The sequence below is a fragment of the Noviherbaspirillum sp. UKPF54 genome, from assembly GCF_007874125.1.
In the GTDB taxonomy this organism is placed as follows: Bacteria; Pseudomonadota; Gammaproteobacteria; order Burkholderiales; family Burkholderiaceae_D; genus Noviherbaspirillum.
In genome coordinates, this window is sequence record NZ_CP040128.1 from 968,894 (window position 1) to 984,978 (window position 16,085).

14 protein-coding genes are annotated in these 16,085 nt (G+C 62.0%); 7 read left to right on the forward strand and 7 right to left on the reverse strand.

All coding sequences use genetic code 11. The features are described 5' to 3' along the window. Positions 1 to 81: 81 nt before the first annotated feature. From FAY22_RS04610 to FAY22_RS04625, 4 genes are read right to left on the reverse strand one after another with little or no spacing between them, the layout of a single operon-like run. The gene (locus FAY22_RS04610) at positions 82 to 1,242 is read right to left on the reverse strand and encodes a helix-turn-helix transcriptional regulator (RefSeq protein WP_146329126.1); all 1,161 of its coding nucleotides are present in this window, start codon (positions 1,240 to 1,242) and stop codon (positions 82 to 84) included. Between the two features lie 49 nt (positions 1,243 to 1,291). Further along, entirely contained in the window at positions 1,292 to 2,275 is a 984-nt protein-coding gene (locus FAY22_RS04615; RefSeq protein ID WP_146329127.1) for a diguanylate cyclase, read from the reverse strand. Between the two features lie 2 nt (positions 2,276 to 2,277). After that, positions 2,278 to 2,892, reverse strand: a complete 615-nt coding sequence (locus FAY22_RS04620) for a chemotaxis protein CheC (protein WP_146329128.1) — start codon at positions 2,890 to 2,892, stop codon at positions 2,278 to 2,280. Between the two features lie 2 nt (positions 2,893 to 2,894). Further along, positions 2,895 to 3,254, reverse strand: a complete 360-nt coding sequence (locus FAY22_RS04625; RefSeq protein ID WP_146329129.1) for a response regulator transcription factor — start codon at positions 3,252 to 3,254, stop codon at positions 2,895 to 2,897. Positions 3,255 to 3,406: 152 nt separating this feature from the next. Here FAY22_RS04625 and rpiA point away from each other — a divergent pair, with 152 nt between their 5' ends. Further along, positions 3,407 to 4,078, forward strand: coding sequence for a ribose-5-phosphate isomerase RpiA (gene rpiA, locus FAY22_RS04630; RefSeq protein WP_146329130.1), 672 nt, complete (start codon positions 3,407 to 3,409; stop codon positions 4,076 to 4,078). A 57-nt stretch (positions 4,079 to 4,135) separates the two neighbouring features. Here rpiA and FAY22_RS04635 read toward each other — a convergent pair whose 3' ends face one another. Further along, positions 4,136 to 5,191: a MerR family transcriptional regulator gene (locus FAY22_RS04635; RefSeq protein WP_146329131.1), complete on the reverse strand. Its 1,056-nt coding sequence runs from the start codon at positions 5,189 to 5,191 to the stop codon at positions 4,136 to 4,138. Positions 5,192 to 5,225: 34 nt separating this feature from the next. Here FAY22_RS04635 and FAY22_RS04640 point away from each other — a divergent pair, with 34 nt between their 5' ends. Both FAY22_RS04640 and FAY22_RS04645 read left to right on the forward strand, forming a co-directional pair. Continuing rightward, positions 5,226 to 6,926, forward strand: a complete 1,701-nt coding sequence (locus FAY22_RS04640) for a methyl-accepting chemotaxis protein (protein ID WP_146329132.1) — start codon at positions 5,226 to 5,228, stop codon at positions 6,924 to 6,926. A 167-nt stretch (positions 6,927 to 7,093) separates the two neighbouring features. Continuing rightward, positions 7,094 to 7,888 (forward strand): EAL domain-containing protein, encoded by a 795-nt coding sequence (locus FAY22_RS04645; RefSeq protein WP_146333235.1) that lies wholly within the window; start codon positions 7,094 to 7,096, stop codon positions 7,886 to 7,888. A 105-nt stretch (positions 7,889 to 7,993) separates the two neighbouring features. Here the strand turns inward: FAY22_RS04645 and FAY22_RS04650 are convergent, their stop codons facing one another. Both FAY22_RS04650 and argA read right to left on the reverse strand, forming a co-directional pair. Then, on the reverse strand, positions 7,994 to 8,266 hold the full coding sequence (locus FAY22_RS04650) for an oxidative damage protection protein (protein WP_040039754.1): 273 nt from the start codon (positions 8,264 to 8,266) through the stop codon (positions 7,994 to 7,996). A 65-nt stretch (positions 8,267 to 8,331) separates the two neighbouring features. Further along, entirely contained in the window at positions 8,332 to 9,642 is a 1,311-nt protein-coding gene (gene argA, locus FAY22_RS04655; RefSeq protein WP_146329133.1) for an amino-acid N-acetyltransferase, read from the reverse strand. A 108-nt stretch (positions 9,643 to 9,750) separates the two neighbouring features. Here argA and hrpA point away from each other — a divergent pair, with 108 nt between their 5' ends. The 4 genes from hrpA to dcd all read left to right on the forward strand — a co-directional run bounded on the left by hrpA (position 9,751) and on the right by dcd (position 16,061). Continuing rightward, complete coding sequence (gene hrpA / locus FAY22_RS04660; protein ID WP_146329134.1) at positions 9,751 to 13,629, forward strand: ATP-dependent RNA helicase HrpA; 3,879 nt, start codon at positions 9,751 to 9,753, stop codon at positions 13,627 to 13,629. Between the two features lie 49 nt (positions 13,630 to 13,678). Beyond that, positions 13,679 to 13,909: a hypothetical protein gene (locus FAY22_RS04665; RefSeq protein WP_146329135.1), complete on the forward strand. Its 231-nt coding sequence runs from the start codon at positions 13,679 to 13,681 to the stop codon at positions 13,907 to 13,909. Positions 13,910 to 13,996: 87 nt separating this feature from the next. Next, complete coding sequence (locus FAY22_RS04670; protein WP_146329136.1) at positions 13,997 to 15,316, forward strand: NAD(P)/FAD-dependent oxidoreductase; 1,320 nt, start codon at positions 13,997 to 13,999, stop codon at positions 15,314 to 15,316. Positions 15,317 to 15,494: 178 nt separating this feature from the next. Continuing rightward, positions 15,495 to 16,061, forward strand: a complete 567-nt coding sequence (gene dcd / locus FAY22_RS04675; RefSeq protein WP_146329137.1) for a dCTP deaminase — start codon at positions 15,495 to 15,497, stop codon at positions 16,059 to 16,061. Positions 16,062 to 16,085 lie beyond the last annotated feature (24 nt).

Below are 16,085 nucleotides of genomic sequence, written 5' to 3' on the forward strand. Positions count from 1 at the left end.
GCGGGAATCCTAATTGATTAAAGTCAAATCCGCCATCACCCAAACGGGTGATGGACGGGAGGTGGAGGCTTAAGCGGGGTATTAATGCAGGTCGGCGCGTTCCGCCAGAAAGTACGCCGGGCTGGCCAGCAGCAGCGACACCAGTTCGGTCTGGCGGTTGGTGCCGGTCTTGGCAAAGACGCTTCTGAGCTGGGTCTTCAGGGTGTTGAGAGACACGGCGCGCTCGCGCGCGATATCGTCGAGCGTTCGGCCGCTGCACAGGGCTACCGCCAGGCCGGCTTCGGCGTCGGTCAGGCTGAACAGCTTGCGCACCCGGTCCGCGGTCAGGCTGGGTGCGTCGTCGGGATCGAACACGAACACCAGGGCGGCGCCGTGCGCCTGTCCCGCGCCGATCCGCAGCGGCGCCACCATCAGCATCAGGGGCAGGCGATCCGGCCGCGGCAGCAGCACGACTTCGTTCAGGGGCGCCGCGTCGCCGCGGCTGGCCTGGATCGCGCTGGCGATCTCGTAATTGAGCTTGCGGCTGGCTTCCACATTGCTGGCCACCAGGTGGCCGTCTTCCAGCCGCAGCAGGCTGCTTTCCGCCAGCAGCGCCCGGGCGCGCCGGTTGAGGTGGGCGGCGCGGCTATGCTCGTCGAAGAACAGCGCCGGCATCGCCAGCAGGTCCAGCCCGCCTGCCAGGACATCCTGGCCCAGTTGCAGATCGGCGAAGCGTTCCCGCATCTGGAGCGCGCGCTGCATGTGCGGCATGAGCAGGTCCAGCGTGTCTACCTCGGTGCGCGTGAACGCGGGATGCGCCGGGGAGCGTTGCAGGATGATTTGCGTGCACCAGGCGCCTTCGCGCAGCACGATCGCGCCGGCCGCGTAGGCCACGCCCTGCGGCTCCAGCCATTCACGGAAAAAGCGGCTGTGCGGGATGCGCTCGGGATGCGCGATGTCGAGGTTGCTTGCATAGAAGTGCGCGACAGGGGAGGCGACGATGTGTTGCGCCAGCATGTCTTCCTGCGCATAGTCGAGCGCGTATCGCTCTACCCAGTCAGGCGTGATGCCGCTCAGCCAGAGCCCTTTGACCTCGTGCGTTTCGGCATGGTGGACGATCAGCGTGACCGCCTTGAGGCCGAAGGATTCGACCAGCCCCTCGATGAAAGCCTGGAAGCCGTTCGCCGCCGTCACGCCGTCGTACAGACTGGCGAGCAACGGATCGATCGCGGCATGCAACTGGATTGATGCACCGGTATTCATACCTGCCTCCTGTCATGGAAGAGCCCGGCATCGGAGCCGGGGAGACGGCCTACACCTTGGCGGCCTGTTCGTCGTTGTAGACCGCCACGCCATTGCGTCCGGAACGCTTGGCCTGGTACAGCGCGCGGTCGGCCGCATGGATCAGGCTGCCGCTGTTGGCCAGGAGATCCGGGGCCATCGTGCTCACTCCGAGGCTCACGGTCACCCGCGTGGCGGTGCCCGAATGGCCATGTTCGAGCTCCAGCGCCTCGATTTCGGCGCGCATTGTCTCGGCCAGTTGCAGCGCGCCGTCGCAGCCCGTATCCGGCAGGATCACTGCGAACTCCTCGCCGCCATAACGCGCCAGCAGGTCGCGCGAACGGTTCAGCACCGCGCCGAGGGCGCCCGCGATGCGCACCAGGCATTCATCGCCGCGCTGGTGGCCGTAATTGTCGTTGTAATCCTTGAAGTAGTCGACATCGATCATGATCAGCGACAGCGGCAGTCCGGTGCGCTTGGCGCGGCGGAATTCGTCTTCCAGGTGCAGGTCGAAGTGCCGGCGGTTGGCGATGCCGGTCAGGCCGTCGACCAGCGTCTGCGATTCCAGCTCGACGGCCATTTCGCGCAGCTTGCGTTCGCGCGACACGGCCGTACTGACGTCGGTGATCTGCACCATGCAATGGCGCGGCAGCCCGGCAACCTCCAGCGGCATCACATGGATCGCCTGCTGCAGCCGCGTGCCGCTTGCCGCATCGGCCGGCCCGGCAAAGAGCGGGAAGGGAGCCTTGTTCAGGCTCTGGGAAATCAGCGACGCGAAGTTATTGCGCAGCGCCTCGCGGATCGCGATGTGGGTGCGGCCGTCCGCCATGTCGGGAAATACTTCCCCAAACGGCTTGCCGAGCACCGATGATGCGGGCAGGTGCGAGTGCTGCTCGATCCAGCGATTCCACAACACCACGCGCTGCTCGCCGTCGAACACGATGATGCCGGTGCGGACGGCCGCCAGGACGCTGGTGAAAAGCTGCAGCCGGGTTTCCGGGGACGTGGTCGACATGTTCATCCCATCAGCCTGGCGAGATAGTCATCGATGTACTGCTGCAGGTCGTGCAAGGCCGGCAGGTCGAGCAGGAAGGCGACATAGCCGTGGATCTGATGCTTCTCGATATTGAAGTCGATCTTCAGCGTCAGCACCACTCCGTCCCATTCCTTGCCGGAGACGGCGAGGATGTTGTCGCCGGTGCCGACGTGGTAAAGCGGAAGCGAACCGCGCAGCTCCTTGCCGGATGCATTGGCGAACGCGCCCATGCAGCAGTTCAGGATGATGTTGCCGATTTCGCTCATCGCCTCCTGCTCCATTTCCGACAGCTCTTCCATGGACAGGCACTGGCCCACCATCAGACGCACGATCTCCAGGCTTTTCTCCTCAGGGAACATGAGGAAGGCCTCGGTGTTGAAGGCACCTTCGAAATGCTGGGTGATGGCGCAGATGCGGCGGCCCTCGCGGCTGCCCAGGGTTTTCGCGACTTCGGCCCGGCTCAGGAACGCGATCATCGGCACCGACATCGTGACTTCTTCGTTCACGATGCGGCTCATGGCCGCGGCGGCCTGTCCGACGCCGAGATTGAAGATTTCAAGCAGGGCGTCGTGCTGAAGTTCGCTGAGCTGGAACATGGCTAGTTCCCGAGAGTGGCGATGATCTGGTCGATGCGGACTTCGGTGATCGGCTTTTCGGCAAACCCGATGCCGAGCGCGGCGGCGCGCTCGCGGATCGCGTCCTGCACATTGGCCGTCAGCAGCGTGATGCGCGCCGTCGGGCATTTTTCACGGATTTTTTCGACCGCAGCCAGCCCGCCCATGCCGGGCATGTTGAGGTCGAGCAGGACCAGGTCGGGGGTTACGGTCTGCAGCTTGTCGATCGCTTCTTCGCCGCTGGCGGCTTCCGCGATGGTCCAGTCAGGATGCTTTTGCAGGATGAATTGCCGCGACAGCATGCGCGAAACACGGCTGTCGTCTACTACGAGGACTGTTGTCATTTTTGTAATGTTTGTGAATCAAACATATCTTAGAAATACTTTGAAGTAAGTCTACCTTCGAATGGTACCCGCGGTTCGTCTCTGCGCGAAAAAAACTGCCGCCGCTAGCGGCTGCGCTTAAAATAGGCGCATTCTTTTCTTTGCAAAACACCATGACTCAAGACGAACTGAAACAGGCGGTGGCGTGCGCCGCGATCGAATACGTGCCGCAAGGTGAAATCATCGGCGTGGGGACCGGTTCCACCGCCAATTTCTTCATCGATGAACTGGGCAAGATCAAGGACCGCATCAAGGGCGCGGTCGCGTCGTCCGAAGCCACCGCGCAGCGACTCAGGTCGCACGGCATCCCGGTGTTCGATCTCAACGACGTCGAACGCCTGTCGGTGTATATCGACGGCGCCGACGAAATCACGCCGCAGGGCGCGATGATCAAGGGCGGCGGCGCGGCGCTCACGCGCGAGAAGATCGTCGCGTCAGTGTCCGACCGGTTCGTCTGCATCGCCGATGGCTCCAAGCTGGTCGGCGTGCTCGGCGCCTTCCCGCTGCCGGTCGAGGTGATCCCGATGGCGCAGGCTGCGCTGGCCCGCAAGCTGGCTGCTCTCGGCTGCGAGGCGCGCCTGCGCGTGAAAGATGGCCAGCCGCTGATCACCGATAACGGCTGCATGATCCTCGACCTGATCGGCCTGAAGATCGACCGTCCGGCCGAGATGGAGGCGCTGATCAACAACATGGTCGGCGTCGTGACGGTCGGCTTGTTCGCGCAGCGCGGCGCGGATGTCGCGCTGCTGGGGACGGCGGAAGGCGTGAAGAAGATGACGTTCTGATCCGCGCCCAGTAGCATCAGCCGGCAAGAGGGCAGGTGTTGAGCCTGCCCTTGCCTTTTATGCTTGCCGAGGTTGCTCGCTTTCCGCTTTCGGAACCGGGTGGCGCTGGCGATATTTCTCCAGCGCGCTGATTCCGCTTGCGAGGGTGGGGTGCAGCAATACTCCTCTTGGCGTGCTGTCGAGTCCGACCACGCCGGAGCCTCCCGCCCACAGCACCGTGTCAGGGGCGCAGAGTGAGCGCAATTCCCTCAATATCGGTGGAATTTTCTTTTTAGGGAAGGCGGAGCTGAACGACAACGCGATGATATCGGCGTTGTACGCCTTTACGGCCCCGACAATCTCCGGCAGAGGCATTTGCGCCCCCAGCGAAATGCACGTTGCTCCTTCGAGCGACATCACCGTTTCAGCCATCAGAAGGCCGAGCGTGTGCAGTTCTCCGGTTACCGTCGTCAAAAGAATGCGCGGCGCGCCGTCGGTAGGCCGGACGCCGGTTAGCACATTCCGCACCAACGTCTGCACGGTCTCCGTGTAGAGATGTTCATCCTTTACCGAAATGCGGCCGTCTGCCCAGGCGCCGCCGACCTCCTCGTTCATCTCGGACATGACATCGATGATGAAATTGCGCAGCCCCAGTTGCGCGAGGGTTGATTGCAGCTTGTTGCGCAGCAGTTCGGGGTCGCGCGAACGAAGCCATTCGACGATGTTTTCAGTGAAAAGCGATTTCGCCGTCACCGTGCTTTCCGGCGTTCTCTGCGTCAGAAGCAACGCCAGGCCCGCCTCGTCGAGCGGTACGACCTGTCCCGGGCGCATGCCGACATCAAGTAACCGCTTGATGACCTTCAGGCGACTGGCTTGCTCAGCCGAATAGAGCCGAACGCCGGCGCCATCCCTTTCGGGCACGGGAAATCCGTAACGCTCCTCCCACTTTCGCAACACTTCCTTGGCAATGCCAGTGTCTTCCGAAACAGCCGAAATCGAGAGATGTTCTTTTTTCATAAGTTGATTTGTCTTAGACAAATCCATGATATCATTTTTCTGAACAGCAATTAAGTTTGCTTCAGGTTCGGCAAGAATCCGATCAAATCCATGCCTGCCGCAGTCGTGATCGCGCATGTTACGACTAATTTCCTAACAAAGGAGCTATGACATGATCTTCGCAAACTTGAAAATTGGTGCGCGTCTTGGCGCCGGTTTTTCAGTGGTGCTGCTTTTGTTGATTGCCACCGCCGCACTTGGCCTGAGCCGTCTGGCACAGGTGCAGCAACGCATGGAAGAGATCACCGGTGTCAACGATGAGGAGCGCGACTTGGTGGCCGAGATGCGCGTTACGGTAGATGACAGAATGATTGCCTTGCGCAACCTCGCATTGTTGAAGGATGCGGAAGACATGAAGCCCGAGGTGGAACGCATCAAGCTGCAGGCAGAGCGGTATGCGCGGGCCGAAAAAAAGCTCACCGGGATGTTTTCCGATCGTTCCGGCACCACGGAAAGGCAAAAAGCGCTGTTGAGCGCAATCGCGGCCGAAAACGCCGCCGCCGCTCCCGTGATGGCCAAGGCGGTCGACCTGGGACTGGCCAATAACGCGGAGGAAGCGACAAGAGTGCTGATCAAGGAATTGCGTCCGGTGCAGAGGCGCTGGATTAATGCATTGAGCGAGCTGGCGACGGCCGAGGAAAAGCTCAACCTGCAAGCCGTGGCCGACTCGCAGGCCGCCTATGTGAACGCCCGCACGCTGATGCTGGGGATAAGCGCGCTGGCCGTTCTGGCCGGCGCAGTCATTGCGTGGAGTATCACCAGGAGCATCACGCGCCCGATCAACGAGGCGGTAAAGGTGGCGCAGACGGTCGCCGGCGGCGACCTGGGCAACCGCATTGAGATTCGCTCTACCGACGAAACCGGCCAGCTGCTTCAGGCACTGAAAGAGATGAATGACAGCCTGGTGCGCATCGTGGGACGTGTACGCAGCGGCACCGATACCATCGCGACGGCGTCGGCGCAAATCGCAAACGGAAACCTGGACCTGTCGTCGCGCACCGAAGAGCAGGCAAGCTCGCTGGAGGAAACGGCGTCGTCCCTGGAGGAATTGACTTCCACCGTCAAGCAAAACGCAGACAATGCGCGGCAGGCTAACCATTTGGCGAGATCGGCCTCTGACGTTGCCAGGGAGGGGGGCGCCGTGGTGTCGCAAGTGGTCGATACGATGGGCGCGATCAACGAATCGGCAAAGAAGATCGTCGACATTATTGCCGTGATCGACGGCATCGCTTTCCAGACCAATATCCTGGCCTTGAATGCCGCGGTGGAAGCCGCACGTGCCGGCGAGCAGGGGCGCGGCTTCGCCGTGGTCGCGTCCGAGGTTCGCTCGCTGGCCCAGCGTTCCGCCAGCGCCGCCAAGGAGATCAAGGTCCTGATCGGTGACTCGGTGGAAAAGGTCGACGCCGGCAGCAAGCTGGTGGACCATGCCGGCAAGACCATGCAGGAGATTGTGGGCAGCATCCAGCGCGTCACGGACATCATGCAAGAGATTGCCGCAGCCAGCCAGGAACAAACCAGCGGCATCGATCAAATCAATCAGGCAATCGCGCAGCTCGACGACGTGACGCAGCAGAATGCTTCGCTGGTGGAGCAAGCCGCCGCTGCCGCGCAAAGCCTGCAGGACCAGGCGCGCGATCTGACGCAGGTGGTCAGCGCATTCCAGTTGGGCGATCTTGCAGGGAGCCGGAAAGCAGAACCTGCAGGCGCGCCCGCGCTAACGCGGCAACCGGGGAAAATCGCGCACGAACCCGCAGGGCGCATGGTCCGAGCCGGCCAGCTTGCAGGCGCAGGAGCCGGTTGGGAGGAGTTTTAGCGATCCGGCGCCCGCGAGCGCGCGGATCGCTGTTGAAGGAACGGCAGGGGCGTGGCGCGTTGGACATCGAAGCGCACTGGACAACCACGCTGCGGTCGGTCAGCGGTAGCACCCGATCCAGGGATTTTTCCTGCATCGCCTTGATGACATCGACGAGGAGAACTGTCATGTACGCACGCACAATCATCGATCTTGACGAGGTCGACAACGAGCCTCGCAGGTCCGGTTGCAGGGGCTGCAACAACGGGGTGAAGCTGGACTTCGACTTCGAATACGCATTTCAGCCGATCGTCGATCTCGCCACGCGCACCGTCTTTGCGCATGAAGCCCTGGTGCGCGGGCCTAACGGCGAATCTGCGCGGTCCGTACTGGCCCGGGTCAACGACACGAACCGCTACCAGTTCGATCAGGCTTGCCGCGTCAAGGCTGTTTCGACGGCGGCACACCTTGGGATGGATACGTTTTTATCCATCAATTTTCTGCCGAACGCCGTGTACCAGCCGGAGGCATGCATACGAAGCACGCTGCGCGCCGCGCGCGAATACGGCTTTCCGGCGGAGCGCATCATCTTCGAAGTGACCGAAGACGAGCGGGTGGTCGATCGGGCGCACTTGCTGAACATATTCCAGAAATACAGCAGCCTTGGATTCAAGACTGCCATCGACGATTTCGGCGCCGGTTACGCGGGATTGAATCTGCTGAGCGAGTTTCAGCCAACGATACTGAAGCTCGATATGGATTTGGTGCGGAACATCGATGCAATGCCCGCGCGACAAGCCATCGTGCAAGGCCTGGTATACATGAGCCGTCTGCTCGGCAGCCGCGTGATTGCCGAAGGCGTCGAAACAAGGAGAGAAAGGGATTATCTGGCGAGCATAGGCATCGACCTGATGCAGGGTTATTATTTTTGCAGGCCTGCGTTCAAGGCGCTCGGCGAGGTTGATCCCCATGCCTGGGATTAGTCGCCAATTCCCTTCGGCCCGACAACCTGGGGCATCGCATTCGGGTCTCGCCAGAAAAAAAGCCCGTTGAATCGCTTCAACGGGCTTTTTTAGAGGCGATGCGTCTTATTCCGTCGGCGGCACGTAGCCGGCGGCCTGGTCGGCGCCTTCGCCGAAGAAGTGGCGTTCCATCTGCGTGGCCAGGTACTTGCGCGCGCGCGCGTCGGCCAGGTTCAGGCGGTTTTCGTTGACCAGCATGGTCTGGTGCTTGAGCCAGCCGGCCCAGGCTTCCTTCGACACGTTTTCGTAGATGCGCTTGCCGAGTTCGCCCGGGTACGGCGGAAAATCCAGACCTTCGGCTTCCTTGTTCAGTTTGATGCAGTGGACCGTACGGGCCATGTTCTACTCCTTGTGCGTTCAAAAATGTTCTGCCATGTCGGAACCGGCATGATGCGCCGTTTCGTTCAAAGCTGTTTGATTAAAACCAGCGATTTTCGTTGCCAGTTATACATGTGCTGCCGGTCTTTCGGCAAATCGTCGACCGTCGCGTGCATGAAACCGCGCTTGAGGAACCAGTGCGCGGTACGTGTCGTTAGCACGAACAGCTTTTTGAAGCCGGCGGCGCGCGCGCGGTTTTCCATGTGTCGCAGGATCCGCTCGCCGTCGCCCTGGCTTTGCACTTCCGGGTTGACGGTCAGGCACGCCATTTCGGCCATCTTTTCGGCCGGGAACGGATACAGCGCGGCACAGCCGAAGATCACGCCGTCGTGCTCGATGACGGAGAAATAATCGATTTCGCGCTCGATCAGCTCGCGTCCGCGCTTGACGAGCGTACCATCGGCTTCCAGCGGCTCGATCAATTTGAGGATGCCGCCGACGTCTTCAATGGTCGCTTCGCGCAGCGTTTCCAGGTTTTCGGTGCTGACCATGGTGCCGACGCCGTCGTGGGTGAAGATTTCCAGCAGCGCAGAGCCATCCATTTCGAACGGCACGATATGCACCCGCGGCACGCCGCCGCGCGAAGCCTTCACGCAGGCTTGCAGGTAGAACGCCGTATCGGCCGGCAACTGGCCGGTCTTTAGCAGCGCATTGGCTTGCGCGGCAGTCAGTTCGCGCACGTCGCGGCCTTCCGCATCCGCCATCAGCGGCGTCTCGCTCACAAAAATCAGCTTGTCGGCATGCAAGGCGGTCGCGGCGGCGACCGCCACGTCTTCCATCGTCAGGTTGAATGCCTCGCCGGTCGGCGAAAAACCGAGCGGCGACAGCAGCACCAGCGCGCCGGCACTTAAGATCGGATGAATGGTCTCATAGGCAATCTTGCGCGCGACGCCAGTGAATTCCAGGTCGACGCCGTCGATTACGCCGAGCGGGCGCGCAGTCACGAAGTTGCCTGAAATGATACGGATTGCCGCATGTGCCATGGGGGTATTCGGCAAGCCCTGGCTGAACGCGGCTTCGATATCCAGGCGCAATTCGCCAGCCGCCTCTTTCACGCATTCCATGGCCGCCGCATCGGTGATGCGCAGGCCATTGTGGTAGTGCGCCTTCAGGTTGCGCAGCGCGAGTTGCTCTTCCACCTGGGGACGGGAACCGTGCACGATCACGACCTTGATGCCGAGTGCGTGCAATAGCGACAAGTCCTGCGCTAGCACCGGCAGCGCGCCAGCCATCACCAATTCGCCGGGAAAGGCGACGACAAAGGTCTTGCCGCGAAAAGCGTGAATGTACGGCGCAACCGAGCGCAGCCATTGAACGAATTGAATTGGATTTTCCATGATGCGCATTATATACAGAGCGACCCGCGGCAGCCGCGCCGGCAATGCTTCCCGTACATTTTTTCGCCCGCATCCGTTGCGTTCTCGCTCTGTATAATTCGCCCCGATATGTCTGAACTAGAACAAGCCAGAAAAACTCCGTCCAAGCCGCGCCAGCCGCAGGCAAAGCAAACCGTGCCTGCCGTGCGCAATCCCTTGCCGCCGATTACCTTTCCCGAAGAATTGCCGGTCTCGGGCCGGCGCCGGGAAATTGCCGACGCGTTGCGCAAGCACCAAGTCATCATCGTCAGCGGCGAAACCGGCTCCGGAAAAACCACGCAGCTACCCAAGATCTGCCTCGAACTGGGACGCGGCCAGTCCGGCCTGATAGGCCACACGCAGCCGCGCCGCATTGCCGCGTCGTCAACCGCCAAGCGCATCGCGCAGGAACTCGGCTCGCCGCTGGGCGAACACGTCGGCTTCAAGGTGCGCTTCACCGACACGCTGTCTGCCGGCGCGTCGGTCAAGCTGATGACCGACGGTATCCTGCTGGCGGAAACGCAGACCGACCCGCTGCTGAAACAATACGACACCATCATCATCGACGAGGCGCATGAGCGCAGCCTCAATATCGATTTCCTGCTCGGCTACCTCAAGCAGCTGCTGCCGCGTCGGCCCGATCTGAAGATCATCATTACCTCGGCCACCATCGATGCCGAGCGTTTTGCGCGGCATTTCGGCCAACCCGAGCGTCCCGCGCCGGTGATCGAAGTCTCGGGGCGCCTGTATCCGGTGGAAGTCCGGTACCGGCCGGTGGAATCGAACGACAAAACCGAAGGCAAGCCTTCCTCGCAGAAGGAACAGCGCGACCTGATAGACGCGGTGGTCGACGCGGTTGACGAACTGGCGCGCATCGGCCCTGGCGACGTGCTGGTGTTCCTGCCGGGCGAACGCGAAATCCGCGATGCGGCCGAAGCCTTGCGCAAGCATCATCCGCCCCACGTGGAAATCCTGCCGCTGTTCGCCCGACTGTCGGTGCAGGAGCAGGAGCGCGTGTTCAAGCCGTCCAACGCGCGCCGCATCGTGCTGGCCACCAATGTCGCCGAAACCTCGCTGACGGTGCCCGGCATCCGTTACGTGGTCGATACCGGCCTGGCTCGGGTGAAGCGTTACAGCTATCGCAACAAGGTCGAGCAGCTGCAGATCGAACCCGTCGCGCAATCGGCCGCCAATCAGCGCGCCGGCCGCTGCGGCCGCGTTGCTGCCGGCGTCTGCATCCGACTGTACGATGAGAAGGATTACCAGCAGCGGCCGAAATTCACCGATCCGGAAATCCTGCGTTCGTCGCTGGCGGCCGTCATCCTGCGCATGAAATCGCTGCGCCTGACCGATGTCGAGACCTTTCCGTTCATCGAGCCGCCGCTGGGCCGCGCCATTGCCGATGGCTACCAGCTGCTGCAGGAGCTCGGCGCCACCGACGACGACAACCAGTTGACCCAGCTCGGCCGCCAGCTGGCGAAGCTGCCGCTCGACCCGCGCGTGGGACGCATGATCCTGGCCGGGCGCGACAACGCGGCATTGACCGAGATGCTGGTCATCGCGTCGGCGCTGTCGGTGCAGGACCCGCGCGACCGCCCGATGGAGGCGCAGGATGCCGCCGATAACGCGCATAAAAAATTCGCGGACGAGAAATCGGAATTCCTGAGCTACCTGAAGATCTGGAAGTGGTTCGAGGATGCGGTCGAGCACAAGAAATCCAACAAGCAGCTGATGGAGTCCTGCCGCGCCAATTTCCTGTCGCAGCTGCGCCTGCGCGAATGGCGCGACGTGCATTCGCAATTGCTGACGCTGGTGCGCGAGCAGGGCTGGCGCCTGAACGAGGCGCCGGCCACCTACGAACAGCTGCATACGGCGCTGCTGACGGGACTGCTCGGCAATGTCGGCTACAAGATGGAAGACGAGCCGCAGTACCTCGGCGCGCGCGGCATCAAGTTCCATATCTGGCCGGGCTCGTCGCTGGCGAAGAAGGCCGGGCGCTGGATCATGGCGGCCGAGCTGGTGGAGACATCGCGCCTGTACGCGCGCTGCATCGCGCAGATCCAGCCGGAGTGGCTGGAGCGCGTCGGGGGGCATCTGCTGAAGAAATCCTGGGGCGATCCGCGCTGGGAAAAGCGTACCGCGCAAGTATCCGCCTTCGAGCGCGCGACGCTCTATGGATTGGTGGTCTATAGCCAGCGGCGTATCAATTTCGGCGCGATCAATCCGAAGGAAGCGCGCGACATCTTCATCCGCAGCGCACTGGTGGGCGGCGACTATGAGACGCGGGCGCCTTTCCTCGCACACAACCAAAAGCTTGTGCGCGAGATCGAAAGCCTCGAACACAAGTCGCGCCGGCTCGACGTGCTGGTCGATGAGGAGCTGATCGCGGCGTTCTACGACAAGCTGGTCCCGCAGGATGTCTACAACGGCGCAGCGTTCGAGAAGTGGCTCAAGGATGCGACGGCAAAGAATCCGAAACTGCTGCACCTGAACCGTGACGACCTGATGCGGCACGAGGCGGCGGGCGTGACCACCGACCTGTTTCCGAAGAAGATGGCGGTGGCCGGCGTCGACATGGCGCTGACCTATCACTTCGAGCCGGGCAGCGCGCGCGACGGCGTCACGCTCACCATTCCGCTGTACGCGCTGAACCAGGTGTCGGCCGAGCGCTGCGAATGGCTGGTGCCGGGCATGCTAAAGGAAAAGGTGCACATGCTGCTCAAGTCGCTGCCGCAGAAATTGCGCCGCCATTGCGTTCCATTGCCAGACTACGCGGCCGGCTTCTGCGAGCGGGCCGAATTCGGCAAGGGCGACCTGATCGACGCCGTCATAGCCGACGTGCGCGAGCAGACCGGCGTGACGGTAAAGACCGCCGACTTCAAGCTGGAGACCCTGCCGGCGCACCACTTCATGAATTTCAAGATTGTCGACGAACACGGGCGACAACTGGAGATGGGGCGCAATTTGCCCGCCCTGCAGGCCGAGTTCGGCGGGCAGGCGCGGGAGAAATTTCAACAGCTGGCTGAAAAGACGGTGGCTGCGCCCGCTGAAACCGGCTCCGCCGGCTCCAGGCGCGACGGCTCTCAGCCGTCGGCATCGGGCGCGGCGCACAGCGCCGGCGCGCATCAGAACCTCACCACCTGGTCCTTCGGAGAGCTTCCGGAACTGCTCGAAATCCAGCAGGGCAAGCAGACGTTGATCGGCTTTCCGGCGCTGGTGGACAAGGCCACGCATTGCGACCTCGAAGTGTTCGACGACCCGGCGGAAGCGGCGCGCGTGCACCGCATCGGCCTGCGCCGCCTGTTCGCATTGCAGTTGAAGGAACAGCTCAAGTACTTGGAAAAGAACGTTCCAGGCCTGCAGCAGATGGGCATGCAATTCATGTCGCTCGGCACGCAGGAAGAGTTGCGCGATCAGATCATCCAGGCAGGACTGGAGCGCGCCTGCCTGCAGGAGCCGCTGCCGAAGAATGCGGATGAGTTCAACCGGCGCAAGGAGGAAGGCAAGTCGCGCCTGGGCCTGCTGGTCAATGAAATCGCGCGCCTTGCATCGCAAATCCTGGCCGAGTACTACACGCTGCCGAAAAAGCTGCAAGGCGTGAAATCGCATGCGCAGAGCGCGGTGGACATGCAGTCGCAGCTGCAGGTGCTGGTCGGCAAGCGCTTCATCGCCGAGAACGACTATGCGCAGCTCGCGCACTTTCCGCGTTATCTGAAGGCGATCGGCGTTCGCCTCGACAAGCTGCGTGCCGATCCCGCGCGCGACCAGCGCCTGATGGCCGAATGGGCGCAGGTGGCGATGCCGTGGCAGCGCGCGCAGAAAGGACAGAAGAGCAGCGATCCGAAAATGCAGGAATTCCGCTGGCTGCTGGAAGAGCTGCGGGTGTCGCTGTTCGCGCAGGAGCTGCGCACGCCGATGCCGGTATCGGTCAAGCGCCTGCAAAAGGTATGGGAATCGATGCAGCGTTGACTTGAGGGCGATAGACGGCGCCAGGGAGGACATGGCATGGTAATGCCCCATGATCCTCGCGGAAATGAGCGCAGTAAAGAACGGCATCATGCTCCCTTTCGCAGCGTGCGTTGCCCATGCTAAATCCGCCTCCACCCTGCCGGCGATCACTCCTGCGGCACTGGCTGACGCGCGCCGTTTGAATGACCTGCTTGCCTGCGCAAGGACAGAAGGGCAGGCCGCAACCCTTGATATTATTCAATTGACAATGTTTGACCGCCGATATAGTGGATTTTTGTAAAACCTGATCCACGGGAGGGGTAATGCAAAAATCGTCGGTGGTCTGGCACGGGGAAAGCGGTGCGGCGGCGCGCTCGGGAGCGCTGCGATGAGACACGTCATCATCGGCAACGGGCCGGCGGGCGTAATCGCGGCCGAAACCCTTCGCAAGCACGCACCGTCGGACGATATCCTCCTGATCGGCGACGAGCCGCAGCCGCCTTACTCACGCATGTCGATTCCGCAGCTGTTGAGCGGGCAGCTGCATGAAGCCGGCACCTACCTGCGTCGCGAAAAGGATTATTTCTCGCGCCTGCGCATCGCGCAGAAAACCGGGCGCGCCGATCATGTCAGCGGCAGGACGCGCACCGTGAAGATGGACGACGGCAGCGCCATCGAGTTTGACCGGCTCCTGATCGCGACCGGCGCATCGCCGCGAGCACCGGCGATTCCCGGCATCGAACTCCCCGGCGTGCACGCATGCTGGACGCTCGACGATGCGCGCGCCATCATGCAGCTGGCCAAGCCGAGGTCGCGCGTGGTGCTGATCGGTGCCGGCTTCATCGGGTGCATCGTCATGGAAGCGCTGGCGGCGCGTGGCGTCCACCTGGCCGTTGTCGAGAAACGCGACCGCATGCTACCCAACATGATGGGCCGGGCCGCCGGCGAGATGGTCGGGCTGTGGTGCGAGAGAAAAGGCATCAGGGTGTACACCTCGGCACGCGTGACTGGTATCGGCTGCACGCATGACAGCACGTCGCCGCGCAGCGTGCGCCTGTCCAATGGTGAGCAGCTGCAGGCGGACTTGATCGTTTATTCGGTCGGTAGCGAACCGAACATCGGATTCCTCAAGGGCTGCGGCATCAAGTGCCTGCGGGGCGTGGTGGTCGATGCATCGATGCAGACCAGCATGCCGGGCGTCTATGCGGCCGGCGATTGCGCGGAAACCTTCGATCCTGAAACGGGCCGCAGCATCATCTCCGGAGTGCAGCCCAATGCCGCCGACCAGGCCTACTGCGCCGCGCTGAACATGGCTGGAAAGCATGCCTTCCAGCGCAGCGCGCGGCAGATCGACGTACTCGACACGATGGGCCTGATCTCGTCGTCGTTCGGCCAGTGGCAGGGCGTGCGCGGCGGGCAGTGGGTCGAATTTTCAGACAGTTGCAACTTCCGGTATTTGCGCCTCGAATTCAGGCGCGACGTGCTTATCGGCTGCAATGCCATCGGCCTGACCGAGCATTCCGGCATCCTGCGCGCATTGATCCGCCAGCAGGTGCGGCTCGGGGAATGGAAGGATAAATTGCTGCACAATCCGCTGGCGCTGAAGGAAGCGTACAGCGAATGCGTGCAGCAGCAATACACGCGGCAGGCATCGGCCTTTTATGTGCCACGCGCTTATCATGCCGGGGCGGCGGCGCATCTCGCCTGAATGGATCGCGCGGCGCGCATTCCCGATGCCGGGAATGCGGCCGGCAAAATAGCCGTTCCAAATAGTGGTCCGGGCGGTGTTTTCGCGTAAAATCGCGGGAATTCGCGCGAGCGGAAGAAGCGCGTGCCAGGCGCCTTTCCGCTTATGCGATCAGTCCATCCATCCCACCGCAAACATAATGAGCATTAAATCCGATAAATGGATCCGCCGCATGGCGCAGGAACACGGCATGATCGAGCCGTTCGAATCCGGCCAGGTGCGCCACGTCGACGGCCACAAGATCGTCAGCTACGGCACCTCGTCCTACGGCTACGACATCCGCTGCGCGGACGAATTCAAGATTTTCACCAACATCAACAGCACCATCGTCGATCCGAAGAATTTCGATGAAAAGTCCTTCGTGGATTTCAAGGGCGACGTGTGCATCATTCCGCCCAATTCGTTCGCGCTGGCGCGCACCATGGAGTATTTCCGCATTCCGCGCAATGTGCTTACCATTTGCCTCGGCAAGTCGACCTATGCGCGCTGCGGCATCATCGTCAACGTGACGCCGTTCGAGCCGGAATGGGAAGGCTATGTGACGCTCGAATTTTCAAACACCACGCCGCTGCCGGCGAAGATTTACGCCGGCGAAGGTTGCGCGCAGGTCCTGTTTTTCGAAAGCGACGAAGTGTGCGAGACATCGTACAAGGACCGCGGCGGCAAGTACCAGGGACAGCACGGCGTCACCTTGCCGAAGACCTGAGCGCCAGCGGCAAGCCCGCGGCGA

Excerpts from the sequence above, each read along its gene's own strand:
- FAY22_RS04610 (WP_146329126.1), bottom strand. The coding sequence starts at position 1,242 with ATGAATACCGGTGCATCAATCCAGTTGCATGCCGCGATCGATCCGTTG.
- FAY22_RS04615 (WP_146329127.1), bottom strand. The coding sequence starts at position 2,275 with ATGTCGACCACGTCCCCGGAAACCCGGCTGCAGCTTTTCACCAGCGTC.
- FAY22_RS04620 (WP_146329128.1), bottom strand. The coding sequence starts at position 2,892 with ATGTTCCAGCTCAGCGAACTTCAGCACGACGCCCTGCTTGAAATCTTC.
- FAY22_RS04625 (WP_146329129.1), bottom strand. The coding sequence starts at position 3,254 with ATGACAACAGTCCTCGTAGTAGACGACAGCCGTGTTTCGCGCATGCTG.
- rpiA (WP_146329130.1), top strand. The coding sequence starts at position 3,407 with ATGACTCAAGACGAACTGAAACAGGCGGTGGCGTGCGCCGCGATCGAA.
- FAY22_RS04635 (WP_146329131.1), bottom strand. The coding sequence starts at position 5,191 with ATGCGCGATCACGACTGCGGCAGGCATGGATTTGATCGGATTCTTGCC.
- FAY22_RS04640 (WP_146329132.1), top strand. The coding sequence starts at position 5,226 with ATGATCTTCGCAAACTTGAAAATTGGTGCGCGTCTTGGCGCCGGTTTT.
- FAY22_RS04645 (WP_146333235.1), top strand. The coding sequence starts at position 7,094 with ATGTACGCACGCACAATCATCGATCTTGACGAGGTCGACAACGAGCCT.
- FAY22_RS04650 (WP_040039754.1), bottom strand. The coding sequence starts at position 8,266 with ATGGCCCGTACGGTCCACTGCATCAAACTGAACAAGGAAGCCGAAGGT.
- argA (WP_146329133.1), bottom strand. The coding sequence starts at position 9,642 with ATGGAAAATCCAATTCAATTCGTTCAATGGCTGCGCTCGGTTGCGCCG.
- hrpA (WP_146329134.1), top strand. The coding sequence starts at position 9,751 with ATGTCTGAACTAGAACAAGCCAGAAAAACTCCGTCCAAGCCGCGCCAG.
- FAY22_RS04665 (WP_146329135.1), top strand. The coding sequence starts at position 13,679 with ATGATCCTCGCGGAAATGAGCGCAGTAAAGAACGGCATCATGCTCCCT.
- FAY22_RS04670 (WP_146329136.1), top strand. The coding sequence starts at position 13,997 with ATGAGACACGTCATCATCGGCAACGGGCCGGCGGGCGTAATCGCGGCC.
- dcd (WP_146329137.1), top strand. The coding sequence starts at position 15,495 with ATGAGCATTAAATCCGATAAATGGATCCGCCGCATGGCGCAGGAACAC.